This is a genomic window from Dolomitihabitans soli, from assembly GCF_022213955.1.
In the GTDB taxonomy this organism is placed as follows: Bacteria; Actinomycetota; Actinomycetes; order Streptosporangiales; family Streptosporangiaceae; genus Streptosporangium_A; species Streptosporangium_A soli.
Genome location: NZ_JAKNTW010000023.1, coordinates 130,622 through 145,371, shown reverse-complemented (window position 1 = coordinate 145,371; position 14,750 = coordinate 130,622). Strand labels below are relative to the sequence as shown.

Annotated in this window: 16 protein-coding genes; 10 read left to right on the top strand and 6 right to left on the bottom strand. The window is 67.2% G+C overall.

Annotation, left to right across the window (positions count from 1 at the left end):
- Window positions 1-166: 166 nt before the first annotated feature.
- From MBA17_RS34785 to MBA17_RS34760, 6 genes are all read left to right on the top strand, one after another.
- Window positions 167-1,147 carry an aminoglycoside phosphotransferase family protein gene (locus tag MBA17_RS34785; protein ID WP_238501640.1) on the top strand — a complete coding sequence of 327 codons (981 nt, stop codon included), beginning with the start codon at window positions 167-169 and terminating at the stop codon, window positions 1,145-1,147.
- Window positions 1,144-2,157: a T3SS effector HopA1 family protein gene (locus tag MBA17_RS34780; protein WP_238501639.1), complete on the top strand. Its 1,014-nt coding sequence runs from the start codon at window positions 1,144-1,146 to the stop codon at window positions 2,155-2,157. Before MBA17_RS34785 ends, MBA17_RS34780 begins: the two co-directional genes overlap by 4 nt.
- 20 nt (window positions 2,158-2,177) lie before the next feature.
- Window positions 2,178-3,524 carry a YcaO-like family protein gene (locus MBA17_RS34775; RefSeq protein WP_274386405.1) on the top strand — a complete coding sequence of 449 codons (1,347 nt, stop codon included), beginning with the start codon at window positions 2,178-2,180 and terminating at the stop codon, window positions 3,522-3,524.
- Window positions 3,525-3,540: 16 nt separating this feature from the next.
- Complete coding sequence (locus tag MBA17_RS34770) at window positions 3,541-4,227, top strand: TfuA-like protein (protein WP_238501637.1); 687 nt, start codon at window positions 3,541-3,543, stop codon at window positions 4,225-4,227.
- Window positions 4,224-5,084 carry a phytanoyl-CoA dioxygenase family protein gene (locus MBA17_RS34765; RefSeq protein ID WP_238501636.1) on the top strand — a complete coding sequence of 287 codons (861 nt, stop codon included), beginning with the start codon at window positions 4,224-4,226 and terminating at the stop codon, window positions 5,082-5,084. Before MBA17_RS34770 ends, MBA17_RS34765 begins: the two co-directional genes overlap by 4 nt.
- Before the next feature lie 125 nt (window positions 5,085-5,209).
- The gene (locus MBA17_RS34760; protein WP_238501635.1) at window positions 5,210-5,860 is read left to right on the top strand and encodes a C1 family peptidase; all 651 of its coding nucleotides are present in this window, start codon (window positions 5,210-5,212) and stop codon (window positions 5,858-5,860) included.
- A 21-nt stretch (window positions 5,861-5,881) separates the two neighbouring features.
- Here the strand turns inward: MBA17_RS34760 and MBA17_RS34755 are convergent, their stop codons facing one another.
- On the bottom strand, window positions 5,882-6,457 hold the full coding sequence (locus MBA17_RS34755; protein ID WP_238501633.1) for a TetR/AcrR family transcriptional regulator: 576 nt from the start codon (window positions 6,455-6,457) through the stop codon (window positions 5,882-5,884).
- Window positions 6,458-6,847: 390 nt separating this feature from the next.
- Window positions 6,848-7,423, bottom strand: coding sequence for a TetR/AcrR family transcriptional regulator (locus MBA17_RS34750; RefSeq protein WP_238501631.1), 576 nt, complete (start codon window positions 7,421-7,423; stop codon window positions 6,848-6,850).
- Between the two features lie 170 nt (window positions 7,424-7,593).
- Between MBA17_RS34750 and MBA17_RS34745 the strand changes: the two genes are divergently transcribed.
- Complete coding sequence (locus MBA17_RS34745; RefSeq protein WP_238501629.1) at window positions 7,594-8,433, top strand: ergot alkaloid biosynthesis protein; 840 nt, start codon at window positions 7,594-7,596, stop codon at window positions 8,431-8,433.
- 23 nt (window positions 8,434-8,456) lie between these two features.
- Here the strand turns inward: MBA17_RS34745 and MBA17_RS34740 are convergent, their stop codons facing one another.
- Entirely contained in the window at window positions 8,457-9,179 is a 723-nt protein-coding gene (locus MBA17_RS34740; RefSeq protein WP_238501627.1) for an NIPSNAP family protein, read from the bottom strand.
- Between the two features lie 124 nt (window positions 9,180-9,303).
- Here MBA17_RS34740 and MBA17_RS34735 point away from each other — a divergent pair, with 124 nt between their 5' ends.
- Window positions 9,304-10,245 (top strand): helix-turn-helix domain-containing protein, encoded by a 942-nt coding sequence (locus tag MBA17_RS34735; protein ID WP_274386437.1) that lies wholly within the window; start codon window positions 9,304-9,306, stop codon window positions 10,243-10,245.
- Window positions 10,246-10,328: 83 nt separating this feature from the next.
- Window positions 10,329-11,024: a sulfotransferase family protein gene (locus tag MBA17_RS34730; RefSeq protein WP_238501624.1), complete on the top strand. Its 696-nt coding sequence runs from the start codon at window positions 10,329-10,331 to the stop codon at window positions 11,022-11,024.
- Window positions 11,025-11,046: 22 nt separating this feature from the next.
- Here the strand turns inward: MBA17_RS34730 and MBA17_RS34725 are convergent, their stop codons facing one another.
- The 3 genes from MBA17_RS34725 to ahcY all read right to left on the bottom strand — a co-directional run bounded on the left by MBA17_RS34725 (window position 11,047) and on the right by ahcY (window position 14,295).
- Complete coding sequence (locus MBA17_RS34725) at window positions 11,047-11,496, bottom strand: hypothetical protein (protein WP_238501623.1); 450 nt, start codon at window positions 11,494-11,496, stop codon at window positions 11,047-11,049.
- Between the two features lie 94 nt (window positions 11,497-11,590).
- Window positions 11,591-12,844, bottom strand: a complete 1,254-nt coding sequence (locus MBA17_RS34720; RefSeq protein WP_238501622.1) for an adenosylhomocysteinase — start codon at window positions 12,842-12,844, stop codon at window positions 11,591-11,593.
- Window positions 12,845-12,864: 20 nt separating this feature from the next.
- Entirely contained in the window at window positions 12,865-14,295 is a 1,431-nt protein-coding gene (gene ahcY, locus MBA17_RS34715) for an adenosylhomocysteinase (protein WP_238501621.1), read from the bottom strand.
- Between the two features lie 99 nt (window positions 14,296-14,394).
- Here ahcY and MBA17_RS34710 point away from each other — a divergent pair, with 99 nt between their 5' ends.
- Entirely contained in the window at window positions 14,395-14,736 is a 342-nt protein-coding gene (locus MBA17_RS34710; RefSeq protein WP_238501620.1) for a MerR family transcriptional regulator, read from the top strand.
- Window positions 14,737-14,750: the final 14 nt, after the last annotated feature.

Sequence of the window (14,750 nt, the reverse complement as noted above, 5' to 3'; positions counted from 1 at the left end):
AAAACCGATGAAACATTCGCCTGAAGATCTACTGCGTGCCCGGACGCTGGGATTCCTGATCCCCCGTCCGGGCATGCGCCCCTCGCCACGCACGGAAGACGAGGAACTGGTTTCCCGTGCCTCGGTCGGCCGGATTCTGCGTGCCGTAGGGCATCGTGTTCACGAGGTGACCTCCGTCACGCGATGCATCTCCCGGCGACGCGTGGTCCTGGCGCGGCTGGCGGACGATTCCTTCGTCCTTCTCAAGTGGCCGGACGAGGACATCGACGTCGACAACGACTACGAGACCACCATGCTCGGACTGCTGGACGAACTGGGCCTCCCCGCTGAGGTCAGGGCGGCCATCCCGCGCATCCTGGCGGTGGACCGGGAGACGCGCGTGGTCGTCGTGGACGCGATCCCACCGTGTCTCAGCCTGCACGATCTGCTGACGAACGAAAGGCTGGTCCCGGAGTCCCACCTGCGGGCGCTGGCCCGAATCCTCGCGTCCCTGCACAGCAGCCCGGTGGAGGGGATCCGGGAGAGACACGGCGACCGGATGCTGGGGCCACCGGTGCCGCGGGACACGATCGTGAGCACGCGGGAGTACGCCAACGGCTGCGGTCTGGATTTCGACGAATATCTGCGGTCCATGCAGGGGCTGGAACCGAGGTTCCGAGAACTCCACGACCGGTGGGCTCCGACCAGTCTGATCCATTTCGATCTGGGCGGCGACAATATTCTCTTCCCGGCCGAGCCGCAGGGCGACGCCTTGCCGGTGAGGCTCATCGACTGGGAACTGGCGGGATTCGGCGACCCTGTTTACGACGTCGGTTTCCTGGTCGGCCAGCTCTTTCTCGGCGAAATGCGGCGGGTCCGGTTCACCGTCGGGTCCGCCGACTGGCTGGCGCCCGTACAAACCAATTCGCGTAACCTCCTGAACGCCTACTCGGATGCCAGGGCCGTGTCCGACGAGGACATGGAGCGCCTGGTGCAGTACGCCGGAATAGCGCTGCTGGTCCATTGCACCGTCCGGCTCCAGCAGATCGGCGCGCTGGGCAGGATCGGTCACCTCTGCCTGCATTTCGGCAAGCGTTTCGTTCAGCACCCTGACGTCGTGTCCGCGCTGCTCCTCGGCGGGCCTCGAAGAGAGAGGCGGGTTGGATGAACAGCTACGAAGGCGTCTTCTGGCGAATCGCCCAGGAGATCGAGATCCTGGACTCCACCACCTTCCGGCACCCGGAGCTCGGCACCCTGGAGCCGCCGAGGGATCTGGACGTCGATCCGGCGCGCCCGGTCCTGGGATACCTGCACCGCGTGCTCTATCTCACCTACTACGCCGGTGACTACTTCGCCGCGGAACTCTTCCTCCGCGGCGGCCGCCGCGCCGCGTCCCTGCAAGGACATGAGGACTACGACCTGGTGAGCCGTATCGAGGCGGCCGGCGTGGGCCGGGGACAGCTGAGACACGGCTGGACCATCCGCGAGAAACAAGGCGACCACTACCTCGTCACCAGGGACGGCCTGACCCTGCGAGCCCAGGCGGAGGAGCTGTACGGGCCGCCGGTCGAGGGAGGGACGGTGGCACTGCGCCTGCCTCCGGGCCGGCCCTACCTCCTCCTGGGCTGGTACACGATCTTCGGTGACCACGGGGGGCCGGACGGGGAGGACGGCGGGCTCATCCGCCTCTATCTCACCCTGGCCGACTCCGGCGCGGCGCCCGAGCTGGTGGGTTCCATCACTTCGGCGCTGAACGACCTGGAGGTCCCGTTCCAGCTCAAGGTCGTCAACCACCCGGAGGCGTTCAAGCGCCGGGACGCTTTTGTGATCTACATTAGCGCCGGGGCGTGGGAACGTCATCGGGCCGTGCTGGAGGAGATCCACCGCGGTCAGGCGGACCGGTTCAGGGACGATCATCCCTGCTTCGCGCTCAGGCTGGCGCCCGGCTTCTCCTTCGCACAGGAACCTGAGATCGAGGGCGGGCGCACGAGCTTCGGCCTGCATCGGTGCCAGCTCGTGGCCGAGGGACTCGTGCGCGCCTACGAAGAAGGGGCCGACACGCCACGCGATCGTTTTCTGGCGATCAAGAACAGGTACCTCGAGGAAGGTCTCGACATCCGCCACCCCTACCTGAACGCACCGGCGGGACGGACGGCATCCGGCCTTGTCGGCGTGTAGCGCTATCCAGAAGGAGAACCATGCACCTTCGGCACCATGTCGCGAAGATCAACGGAACCGGCGCCCACCGCGAAGTGAGTTCGGAAGTCACCTGGGAACGCGTGCGACCGCACCTTCGGCGGGCCGGCATCACGCGCGTGGCGGACATCACGTGGCTGGACCGCATCGGGATACCGGTCTACAACGCCATCTCTCCGCGCTCGCATGACGTGATATCGGTCTACAACGGGAAAGGCGCCCGGCCGATCGATGCCATGACCTCAGCGGTCATGGAGGGGATCGAGCGGTTCTCCGCCTGGCTGCCGGTCCGTCCGGCGGCCATCGCCTCCTATGAGGAGCTCCTTTCCCAGGGGCGGGCGGTGCTCAATCCGCGGGACTACAACCTCGAACTCTCCCGCCACTACCGGGACGACGCGCCCCTCTCCTGGGTGGAAGGCTACGACCTGCTCAACGAGGAACCGGTCCTGCTGGCGCAGGACTGCGCGGTCTACAACATCAAGATGCACGAGCCGCCCACCTACGAGATCTCCACCACCAACGGCCTGGCGTCGGGCAACAGCCTGGAGGAGGCCATCTGCCACGCGCTCTGCGAGGTGATCGAACGCGACTCGATCACCATCGCCGAACTGCTGAGCAGCCAGCTGGCCCAGGTGCTGGAGAAGGGCATGCACGTCGAACGCCAGCCGGCCGCGGTCTCGGAGCGGCTCAAAGGTCTGCACCCGCACATCGACCTGGAGAGCCTGCCGCCGCGCGCACAGGCCCTCGTCCAGCAGGTCCGTACGGCCGGCATCGAGATGCGGGTGATCAATATCACCACCGACATCGGCATCCCCAGTTTCATGGCGGCGACCGCCGAGGACCTGGGACCGACCGTCTCGAAGGGGCACGGCGGGTTCGGCACGCATCCCGACGCGGAGGTCGCGCTGCTGCGAGCCATCTCGGAGTGCGCGCAGGGCAGGGCGGTGGACATCCAGGCGATGCGGGAGGACATCAGCCTTCCCGGGGAGAACGTCCCGAAGAACCAGTACCACGTGCGGCGGTCGTCGACCCTCGACAAGGGCAGCTGGGCCTGGCGGCCGGTCGGCAAACTCATGCCCGTCTCCGCCGTTCCCTCCCACGAGACCGACGACATCGTGGCCGACATCCGGTTCATGGTGAGCCGGCTCCGCGCCTGCGGCATCGATCGCGTGGTGGCGGTGGACCTCTCACCGCCGGGAATTCCGGTCAGCGTGGTTCGCGTGGTCGTCCCGCACCTTGAGTCGTGGGGGGTCGACTACAGCAAGCTCGGGCCTCGAAGCGCGCAGGCCTGGACCCGGGCGCTGACAGACCTGGCGGCGAAGAAAAGCGAGTCCAAGATCCCAGCGTGATGTGAGGAGCCATCCTGTGACAGCCGTGGTTTTCGCCGGCCCCAGTCTCAACCCGGAGCTGGTGACGCATCGGCAGGACATCGAGATCCTGCCCCCGATCCAGCGGGGCGACATCGACGCCCTTCTCGCTCGGGACAAGCCACCGAGCGTGATCGGCATCATCGACGGCCGCTTCATGCAGAGCCTCTCGATCTCCCCGAAGGAGGTGCTGAAAGCCATCGATCTGGGGATCAAGGTGTTCGGCTCGTCGAGCATGGGCGCGCTCCGGGCCGTGGAGTGCGCGCCGTACGGCATGGAGGGTGTCGGGAAGATCTTCGATGAGTACCAGTCGGGGCGCAACGACGCCGACGACGAGGTGGCCATGGTCTATTCGGACGAGGATTACCAGGCGGTCTCCGAGCCCCTGATCAACATGAGGTTCGCCATCGCGGCGGGAGTGTCGGCCGGCGCGTTCGAGGAAGCCACGGGTGAGTCCTTCCTGCGGACGGCCAAGCGGCTCTACTTTCCCGAGCGGACGGTCGCCCAGGTGCTTCGGCTGCTCACCGGGGAGATCGACGACGCGGAACACCGCCGCGTCAAGGCGTTCTTCGCCACCTCCGCGCCGGACACCAAACGTGACGACGCGACCGAGCTGATGTCCAGGGTGGTGGCCTTCATGGCCATGGCCGGGACGGTCGCCCCGGGAGATGGGCGCGCCGCGTGACCGGGCCGCATCGCGAGGAGCTCTCGCGGCTCCACGGGGAAGGGTTCTGCTTCCCCGTGGAGCTGCTGGGTCGTGATGAGGCCGCGGAGATCCTCACCGACGTGCGCCGATACGAGAAGATCGCCAACAGGGTCGGCGGGGTCCTCGGCCACCACTGGATGTACCCGAAGAGCCATCTGGTCGCCGCCTGGGCGGATCGGCTGGTGCACGACAGCCGCGTTCTGGCGGTCGCGGAGAGCGTGCTGGGACCCGACCTGCTCGTCTGGGGGACGAATCTGTTCTTCAGGAAGGCGGGAAGTCCGGGAGAGCTCGCCTGGCACCAGGACGCGCCGTACTTCGGCTGGGAGGGCTTCCAGGGCAGGACCGTGCGCATGTGGATAGCGCTGACCGACACCGATCGCGACAACGGCACGATGCGCTACGCCCCGGCGACGCACCACGACGGGCTCATGCCCCACCGGTTCCGGGGGTCCGGGGTTTCCGCTCTCCTACGCGGCGAGGAGGTCGAGTTCGACGTGGACGACGAGAGCGCCGTCGACGTGACGCTGGCCGCAGGTCAATGCTCGCTGCATCTCCCCACGACGATCCACAGCTCCGGTCCCAGCGTGAGTACGACGGACCGGGTGTGTTTCGCGATCGATTTCATCCATCCGGAGGTGCGGCCGCTGGCCGGTCCCGACAGCGCCCTTCTGGTGCGCGGATCGGACGGCTCCGGCCACTACGAACATGAATCCCGGCTCGGCGAGGAGTTCGATTCGGCGGCACTCCGGGCGTTCACCCGGGCGACGAGGATCCGGCACGATCGATTGATGAACGTCATGCGCGCCGGTCACATCACCGCCGCCCACACACCGTGATCGTTCCTCGGACGCCGTGGGCCGCCGAGCCTGCCGGTGAACTCGTCGCACCGGCTTCATATGACCTCACTCCCTGGTTTCCACCGGTGGTGGACCAGGGGAACATCCCACTGTGCACGGCCGCCGTGGTCGCCGGTATCGCCGGCTACTACGCGCGCCGGGGCGGGGAAGATGATTTCGTCGCCTCCTTGCTCTTCAACTACCGCACGTCCCGGCGCCTGCTCGGGCAGGTGGACAGGGCCGGATCCAACCTGTTCCGGAGTTTCGAGGCGTGGGACACGTTCGGGATGGCCGAGGAAGAGGAATGGCCGTTCACCGCCGGCCGGGAGAACATCGACCCGCCGCCCTGCTGTTTCGCTCGGGCGGCGGGTCGAAAGGGAATAATCTATGATCGGATCATGCGGGAGGGAAATGGACCCGCCGACGATCTGAAGGTGCTGAGGAAGCACATATTCACCGGCATTCCGGTGGCCGTCGACATACCCCTCCACCCCGTTCAGGTGTCCTCCTTCTGGACCCACGTCCTGGCGCTTCCGCCAGTCGGTGCGGCGTTCGGACGGCACGTGGTGGTGCTCGCGGGGTATGACGACCACCGGCCGTGCGGCGAGGGGAAGGCGGCCGGCGCGTTTCTGGTGCGCAACAGCTGGGGATCCAGATGGGCCGCGCACGGCTACGGATGGCTGCCGTACTCCTATATCGAAAACGGCCTGGTCAAGGAGGCCTGGATCGCGGCCGAGAAGAAATGGGTGGAGTCTGCCATTGACCCGTGGGGGTAGGTTCGGCGAGCCGATTCGATGTCAGTGGGCGGCGGACGGGCAAGGGGTGACGGTCCGCGAGAATCCATCCATTATGTGCCGCACATACCAGCACGCCATCTGCCCAGAGGTCAGTCGATATTTACTCTGGATCCACCACTTCAGCATGGTGAACGAGGTGTCAACGATGATCCGGGCCCTGAGGTCGACGATGGCGTCGTTGACTTTGGGCGGATCGGCCGAGGGTAACCTGGCGTATATCTGGTGAATCAGTTCGGTCCAGCGCGCGCCAAGCCACTGTTCGAACCAGACGCTTCTCCGGTGCGTCAGAAGTGCGTGGTAAAGGTCCCTGTGCGCAGCGAAATGATCCAGTATTTCAGCGAGGGCCGCCACTGATCGATAGGTTTCAGCCGGACGGCCCGCGGTCACGAGAAGCGAATCAACGCTTTTCCGGGTGCCGTCCTCGTACAGCGTCTCGATCATGTGGAACTTGTCGCGATAGTGCCGATAGAAGGTGGACCGGTGAACGTCGGCTGACTTCGTGATGTCCGACACCGTGATCGCGTCGAAGCCCGTGGCGAAGCTGAGCTCCTCAAGCGCGGCGTGCAGTGCCCTCAAAGAGCGAATCGTTCGCCGATCCTGGGACCGGATCTCAATATTCGGACGAGGGGGAGACAGTGCCATTGCGGCGCTTGGCCCTCTGGCGGCGGAAACGGCCGGCGACATGCATGACCTTTCGGCTGCGGGCGATGGGGACTGCACACAGGCAACCTTCCGGTTCGGCCGGGGACTCGACAAGATCGGACGCTGTTCGGAACAGTTCCGAACAGTCGGGCCCGTCAAGCTCGGGGCGAACACGCGCGGTCCCGCCCGGCGGATCAGCGATCTGGGGCAGAACGCCCCCGCGCCACCTGCGGTGGATGACTGCCGGCCGAGCAGGGCGGCCGAAGCGGTGCGGAGAAGCCTGAGTTTCTGGAAAGCGCCGTCACGCCGTGGCCGCTGGTGCGATCAGTCCAAGATCTTGGCCGTGTAGTTCGCCAGACGTGCGCTCATGTCGTCGGCGGTCATGCCGCCCTGGCCGGCGAGATATTCAACGAGGTCGGCGCGGGTGGCGGCGAGCAAGGCGTGTGCGGTGAAGTCGCCGTCCGGAATGCCGGGGATCTTTAGCAGTGTGTCCCGGAGCGTGCGGTGCCACCACACGTAATGGCCCGCCTGGTAAGGGCTGCCGCTGCCGGCTTCTTCCAGGGCCAGGGAGAGGTGGCGGTTGTCGAGCTTGAAGCGGAGCACGGCGTCGAGCACAGCCAGAACGCGCTCGCGAGGTGGGCCGGCGGGGCCGAGAGGTGCCGGCCCCGTCTCCACGGCCTGGCGCAAGGGTTCGATACGCGCTTCGACCAGTGCCTGGATGAGGCCGGTCCGGTCGCCGAATCGGCGGAAGAGGGTGCCTTTGCCGACCCCGGCCGCCGCCGCGACGTCGTCCATGGAAACGCTCCGGGGGCTTTGACTGCGGGCGAAGAGATCGTCGGCCGCGGCCAGCACGGCCTCGCGGTTGCGCAGGGCGTCCGCGCGCTCTTTGCGCTGGGTCATGGCTCCTCCACTTGCGAAACGGACCAACGGTCCATATAGTCAAAACGGACTCGTGGTCCACATATTAGAGGATGGAGCACCCATTACCGCGACTACTGGCACCCACTCGCGATCCCTGGCTCCCCGGACGACGCGAAGTTCTTCCCCTCCGCGCGATGAGAGAAGATCAAATGACTGACCCCGCCATCTTGGTCACCGGAGCCACCGGCAACACCGGCAGCCGCGTCGTATCCCAACTCGCCGCACTCGGCCACCCGGTCACGGCGGCCAGCCGGCGCGCCACCGCACAGGGCGGCGCCCAGGCGATCCGCTTCGACTGGTATGACTCCACTACCTACGGCGACGCACTGCACGGTGCGGACCGGGTCTACCTCGTTCCGCCCATCGGCGACCCGGACCCGGCCGCCGTCATGGTGCCCTTCCTGGAGCAGGCCCGTGTCACCGGGGTGCGGCGCGTGGTACTTCTCAGCTCCTCGGCCATACCCGCCGGAGGGCCCGGAGTCGGCCAGGTACACGGCCTGCTCGCCGGTCTGTTCGACCAGTGGGCGGTACTGCGGCCGTCGTGGTTCATGCAGAACTTCACCGATCAGCACCTGCACGCGGACAGCATCCGCAGCGACGGCGCCATCCTGACCGCGACCGGTACGGGCCGGGTCGGCTTCATCGACGCCGACGACATCGCGGCGGTCGCCGTGCGCGCCCTCACCGACGAGACGGCACCCGGTACCGATCTGGTGATCACCGGGCCCCAGGCGTTGAGCTACGACGACGTCGCGGACATCATCACCCAGGTCACCGGCAGGACCATCACCCATCGGCCGGTCACCTACGAGCAGCTGCGTGACCGCCTGGCCGCCGCCGGCATCCCCGCACAGTTCGCCGCGATGCTGGCCGGCATGGACCGCGCCATCGCCGAGGGAGCGGAAGACCGCACCACCGACACCGTCGAGCGGGTGACCGGCCGTCCGGCTCGCAGTTTCCGCGAGTACGCCGAGAAGGTGCTGCGGTGATCCAGAGCATCGCGCTGTGGGCGTCAGCGCAGGTGCGACCTTGCCGTCGGAGCCAGCCTCAGGTGTTGGGTCGGAGCGCTCAGCCTCGCCGACAACTCGGGCAGCACGCCCTCGTTCCACTCTGCCGACCGCGCCAGCCGTTCGGTGTGCTCGCGGTGGTGAGCGGCGTCGGCGAACAATGAGAACCAGACGAAGACGTTCTCGCCGGCCCTGACGGGCAATCGGGGAAATGTGTTCTCGGCGTGCTCGGTCTGAAAGCCGGCCAGGGGCGGGCTGCCCTTCTCGGTCATCAAAGGGGTGACACGGTCGGAGAAGAAACGGATGAACTCCTGGTCAGCCGACGCGTTCACGTGGTAGATCGTCGCCACCACACGGGACGAGGGAAGAGCGTCAGCGCCTCTCGGTGGCCGGGCTGAGACCGGCTCCGGGAATCCGGAGTGCGGGCCGGTCAGACGTAGCAGGAGAACGTCCGAGGAGTCCAGCATGGTGGCGTTGGCAGCGGGTCCGTGCGCCTTCCAGGCATCGCCGTCGACGTAGAAGGCGGTCAGCGCCGCACGTCGGGCCTGCATGGTCGAGAATCCACGAATCCAGACGAAACGGTCGGGATCGTCCTCGTCGCGAAACTGTCCGACGACCCGCATTCCCAAAGCTTCCTGGCTCTCCACGAACTCCCTGTCGAACAGGTCGATCAGATGGTCCCGTTGGCCGGGACGCAAGGTGTACTGCCGGAGCTCGATGAGGTTCACACAGGAACGATGCCAACACCGAAGATGTCCGACGAGTGGCAGGAGTGTCACTGTTCGCAAATTTCCTGCCGTACGCTTGGGGCCCGTGAGCGCTGGTTCCGTCGCACTGGCCCTGGTCGACGACATGCCCCTGTTCGAAGTGGCGATCGCCTGCGAGGTGTTCGGCCCGGAACGGACCGACCTCGCCGAGCCGTGGTACGAGTTGCGACGGTGTGCGGCGAACCCGGCCGGCACTCGAAGCGAGTTCGGCTTCCTCCAGCACGCACATCATGGCCTGGACGCCCTGGCCGAGGCGGACACCGTGATCGTCCCGGCCCTGCCGTACGCGTGCGTGCAGTCCGGCCGGCCCATTCCCGAGGCGCTGATCGAGGCACTCCGCGAGGCCGGAGCCGCAGGCGCGCGCATCGTCTCGTTGTGTACCGGCGCCTTCGCCCTGGCCGCCGCCGGGCTCCTCGACGGCAGGCGGGCGGCCACGCACTGGATGTACGCGAGCACGCTCTCCCGGCTGCATCCGAAGGTGCGGGTGGACGCGTCAGTGCTGTACGTGGACGACGGCGACGTGCTGACCAGCGCCGGCCGAGGCGCAGCGCTGGACTTGTGCCTGCACGTGGTACGCGAGGACCTCGGTGCGGAGGTCGCCAACCAGGTCGCCCGCCGTATGGTGATGCCCGCGCACCGCACCGGCGGCCAGTCGCAGTACGTCGACCTGTGCATGCCGGAGACCGATGACGCCAGCCTCGGGCCGTTGCTGCAATGGGCCGGCACCTGTCTCGACCAACCGCTGACCGTGGATGAACTGGCTCGTCGGGCCGGGATGAGCGCACGGACGTTCGCCCGGCGCTTTCACGCCGCGCTCGGCACCACGCCGTTGCAGTGGCTGCTCCATCAGCGCCTCATCCGCGCTCGACGCCTGCTCGAATCAACCGATCTGTCGATAGACCAGGTCGGCGAGCACAGTGGGCTGGGTTCCGCGGCCAACCTGCGCCGGCATTTCAGCATCCACCTCGGAGCGACTCCCACGGGCTACCGGCGCACCTTCCGCCGAGAGCGGCCCGCCGAGCCATGACGGCGGGAAAGCCCGCAGCGCCAGGAAATCTGGACACTCCTGGTGAACCACGATCGCGAAGCAACAGCCGGAGGAAAGATCTGATGCGAGTCATCGGCGCGGGATTCGGCCGGACAGGGACGATGTCGCTCAAGGCCGCTCTCGAAGGGCTGGGCTTCGCGCCCTGCTATCACATGGCCGACGTGTTGAGCGAGCCACGCCGGATCTACCAGTGGCTCGACATCGCCGAGGGCCGATCCGACGACTGGGACGCGGTGTTCGAGGGGTACGGGGCGTGCGTGGACTGGCCGGCCTCGGCCTACTGGCGTGAGCTCGCGGCGCACTATCCGCAGGCGAAGGTCGTGCTCAGCGTCCGCGATCCGGACCGCTGGTACGACAGCATGCAGGCCACGATCTTCAAGCAGGCGAAACGGGTCGACAGCGGGGCGGGCCGCCTGGCCGCGAAGGTGATGTTCCGCCTGAGCGGCGACATGGAGGCGTATACGCGGATGACGAGCACCATCGTCGGCCAAGGTGTCTTCGCCGGTGAGACCGCCGACCGGGCGTACCTCACCAAGGTCTTCAACGATCACGTGGAGGCCGTGAAGCAGGCGATCCCCGCCGAGCGGCTGCTGGTCTTCAACGTCAAGGAAGGCTGGGAGCCGCTCTGCCGGTTCCTCGACGTGCCCGTCCCCGGCGAGCCGTTCCCCCGGGTGAACGACAGCGCCGACTTCAACCGTCTCGTCCGTAAGACGATGTTCCGCTTTCTGACCCACCGCTCCTCGGCGCCACGCCCGTAGCGGTGACGGCGCCCAGCGGCGGCTATTTCCTTCCGACGCCCGACTTCCAGCCCGAGGTGAAGACGGCCGGCGGCTGGCACCTGCTGTCGGCGTAACAAATATAGGTGTAGACCCGAGTGCGGTGCTTGTATTTGGTGGGCGCGTAAGTGAGTTTGAACTTACCGCCCTTCAGGCAGGTGCGATAGGTGTCGTACTTCACGGCGGTGTCCTGGCCGCTGGACACGGACTTGATCTGACCATCACCGCTCTTGCTCGCCTTGACCACGTACCATGACGAAGTGATTTTCCCCGGGCGCACGGTGTACGACCCCGTCTTGGTGGTCTTGCCCGTTGCGCCACACGGACCGGACCCGATCGTCGACCAGCCGAGATGGACCCTGATCTCGTCGGCGGCCGCGGGCGAGCCCACGAGAAGGGGAATTCCAAGGGCGATTCCCACCGCCACACCGGCCGCTTTGGTGAACACTCTCATATTCGTCTCCTCCATCGAGCGATGACATCGACGGTATCGACGCTCGTTATGGGTCGGATTTATGAGAGATAAAGAAAGCGCGGTCTCCGGTTCTCTACGAGCCGACGCGCCAGGAGTGGAGATAGTCCTCCTGGTCCGGGGTGAGCGAGTCGACCTCGATCCCGGCGGCGGCGAGTTTCAGCCTGGCCACCTCGGTGTCGATCTCGCCGGGCACGTCGTAGACGCCGGGCGTGAGCCGTACCCGCTCCCTGGCCAGCCAGGTCACCGCGAGCGCTTGGGCGGAGAAGGACATGTCCATGACCGCGGCGGGATGCCCCTCGGCGGCGGTCAGGTTGACCAGGCGGCCCTCGGCGAGCAGCAGCAGACGCCGGCCGTCGGCGAGGACGTACTCGTCGGTGTTGGGGCGGATGCCGGGGTTGACCGCCTGCGCGAGCTCCTCCAGGGCGCGGACGTCGATCTCCACGTCGAAGTGGCCGGCGTTGGCCAGGATCGCGCCGTCCTTCATCGCCGCCAGGTGCTCGCCCCGGATGACGTCGCGGTTGCCGGTGACGGTGATGAACACGTCGCCGTGCTCGGCGGCGGCGGACATGGTCCGCACGTCGTAGCCGTGCAGGATCGCGTCGAGGCCCTTCACCGGGTCGATCTCGGTGACGATCACCCGCGCGCCCAGCCCCTTGGCCCGCTCCGCGACGCCCCGGCCGCAGTAGCCGAACCCGGCCACCACCACGGTCTTCCCGGCGAGCAGCGTGTTCGTGGCCCGCATGATGCCGTCCATCGTGGACTGGCCCGTGCCGTACCTGTTGTCGAACATCCGCTTCGTCCGGGTGTCGTTGACCGCGACCACCGGGAACCGCAGCGCCTGCTCGGCCGCCATCTGCCGCAGCCGGATGATCCCCGTCGTGGTCTCCTCGCAGCCGCCCGTCACGCCGGGAAGCAACTCCAGGCGCTCGGTGTGCAGGATGTTGACCAGGTCGCAGCCGTCGTCGAGGACGATCTCCGGCCCGAGGTCGAGCGCGCTGTTGATGTGGCGGTAGTAGGTCTCCCGGTCCACCCCCGCCCTGGCATGTACGGCGACGCCGTACGCGCCAAGGGCGGCGGCCACGTCATCCTGGGTGGACAGCGGGTTGGACGCGGCCAGCGCGATCTCCGCGCCGCCGGCCCGCAGCGCGCCCATGAGCACCGCGGTCTCGGCGGTCACGTGCAGGCAGGCGGCGATCCTGATGCCGTCGAGCGGCCGCTCCGCGGCGAACCGCTCGCCGATCGCCCGCAGCACGGGCATCGCCCGTGACGCCCACTCGATCCGCTGCTCCCCCGACGCAGCGAGGTCCGCACCGTCCGCGCTGCCCATGGCCCGGTGAACGATCACTGTCAGTAGCGGTAGTGGTCGGACTTGTAGGGGCCCTGGATGTCGACGCCGAGGTAGTCGGCCTGGGCCTTGGTCAGGTCGGTGAGCTTGACCCCGAGCGCGTCGAGGTGCAGGCGGGCGACCTTCTCGTCGAGGGCCTTGGGCAGCGTGTAGACGCCGAGGGGGTACTCCTCCGTCTTGCTGAACAGCTCGATCTGCGCGATCACCTGGTTGGCGAAGGAGTTGGACATCACGAAGGACGGGTGCCCGGTGGCGCAGCCCAGGTTCATCAGGCGGCCCTCGGCGAGCACCAGGATGGAGTGCCCGTCGGGGAAGACCCACTCGTCGACCTGCGGCTTGATGGTGTTGCGCTGGACGCCCTCGGTGCGGGCCAGACCGGCCATGTCGATCTCGTTGTCGAAGTGCCCGATGTTGGACACGATCGCCTGGTGCTTCATCTCGGCCATGTGCGCGGCCGTGATGATGTTGAAGTTGCCGGTGCAGGTGACGAAGATGTCGGCGATCCCGACGACCTCTTCCAGGGTGGTCACCTGGAAGCCGTCCATGGCGGCCTGGAGGGCGCAGATCGGGTCGATCTCGGTCACGATCACTCGGGCGCCCTGGCCGCGCAGCGCGTCGGCGCAGCCCTTGCCCACGTCGCCGTAGCCGGCGACGACGGCCACCTTGCCGCCGATGAGCACGTCGGTGGCGCGGTTGAGACCGTCGATCACCGAGTGGCGGCAGCCGTACTTGTTGTCGAACTTCGACTTGGTGACCGAGTCGTTGACGTTGATCGCCGGGAAGAGGAGCTGGCCGTTCCGGTGCATCTCGTACAGGCGGTGCACGCCGGTGGTGGTCTCCTCGGTCACGCCCTTGATGGCGGCGGCGACCGTGGTCCACTTGCCGGGCTTCTCGGCGATCGAGCGGCGGAGGGTGTCGAGGATGATCTTCCATTCCTCGGGGTCGTTCTCGTCGGCGGTGGGCACGGCCCCGGCCGTCTCGTACTCGGCGCCCTTGTGGACGAGCAACGTGGCGTCGCCGCCGTCGTCGAGGATCATGTTGGGGCCCGCTCCGTCAGGCCAGCTCAGCGCCTGCTCGGTGCACCACCAGTACTCCTCCAGGGTCTCGCCCTTCCAGGCGAAGACCGGGACGCCCTTGGGGTCCTCGGCCGTGCCCTTCGGCCCGACGACGGCGGCGGCAGCCGCGTGGTCCTGGGTGGAGAAGATGTTGCAGCTGACCCACCGGACGTCGGCGCCGAGCTCGACGAGGGTCTCGATGAGCACCGCGGTCTGAATCGTCATGTGCAGCGATCCCATGACCCGGGCGCCGTTCAGCGGGCGGGTGCCGGCGTATTCACGGCGGATCGCCATCAGGCCCGGCATCTCGTGCTCGGCGAGCCGGATCTCCTTGCGACCGAAGTCGGCAAGCGACAGGTCAGCGACCTTGAAGTCCATCTGTTTCCCCTCTACCGGAATGTCAACGCCTGCGAGTTTATGACCCTCGTACGGCAAGCCGCACCTTGACGCGTGCGAAGTTCACACAAGAATGTAAGGATGCGTATCACCGAAGCGGCCAAGCGGCTCGGCATGTCCCCTCGCATGCTCCGCTACCGCGAGGCCCTGGGTCTCCTCCCACCCATCCGCGACCGCGGGGCCCACCGGCGCTTCGGTGAACAGGAACTCGCCGCCGTCGCCCAGGCGATGGAGCTGGAGCGGCGCTTCGACGTCTCCCCGGCCGAACTCGCCTTCGCCCTGCGCGTCCTCACCGAGCCCGCGGTGGCCCGGTCCGTCCGCGACCTGGGCCTGCGGATCGGCCGCGTGCAGGCCCCCCGCCGGGCCCTCGACTTCGAGAAGGAGAAGGCCCTGCGCCTGTTGCGCGGTCGCTCGAAAGAGTGACGACGCCTCAGAAT

Bases quoted from the DNA above. Each gene is read 5' to 3' on its own strand.
- MBA17_RS34710 (WP_238501620.1), top strand. From the start codon at position 14,395: ATGCGTATCACCGAAGCGGCCAAGCGGCTCGGCATGTCCCCTCGCATG.
- MBA17_RS34775 (WP_274386405.1), top strand. From the start codon at position 2,178: ATGCACCTTCGGCACCATGTCGCGAAGATCAACGGAACCGGCGCCCAC.
- MBA17_RS34725 (WP_238501623.1), bottom strand. From the start codon at position 11,496: ATGAGAGTGTTCACCAAAGCGGCCGGTGTGGCGGTGGGAATCGCCCTT.
- MBA17_RS34750 (WP_238501631.1), bottom strand. From the start codon at position 7,423: ATGACCCAGCGCAAAGAGCGCGCGGACGCCCTGCGCAACCGCGAGGCC.
- MBA17_RS34730 (WP_238501624.1), top strand. From the start codon at position 10,329: ATGCGAGTCATCGGCGCGGGATTCGGCCGGACAGGGACGATGTCGCTC.
- MBA17_RS34745 (WP_238501629.1), top strand. From the start codon at position 7,594: ATGACTGACCCCGCCATCTTGGTCACCGGAGCCACCGGCAACACCGGC.
- MBA17_RS34780 (WP_238501639.1), top strand. From the start codon at position 1,144: ATGAACAGCTACGAAGGCGTCTTCTGGCGAATCGCCCAGGAGATCGAG.
- MBA17_RS34720 (WP_238501622.1), bottom strand. From the start codon at position 12,844: ATGGGCAGCGCGGACGGTGCGGACCTCGCTGCGTCGGGGGAGCAGCGG.
- ahcY (WP_238501621.1), bottom strand. From the start codon at position 14,295: ATGGACTTCAAGGTCGCTGACCTGTCGCTTGCCGACTTCGGTCGCAAG.
- MBA17_RS34735 (WP_274386437.1), top strand. From the start codon at position 9,304: ATGCCCCTGTTCGAAGTGGCGATCGCCTGCGAGGTGTTCGGCCCGGAA.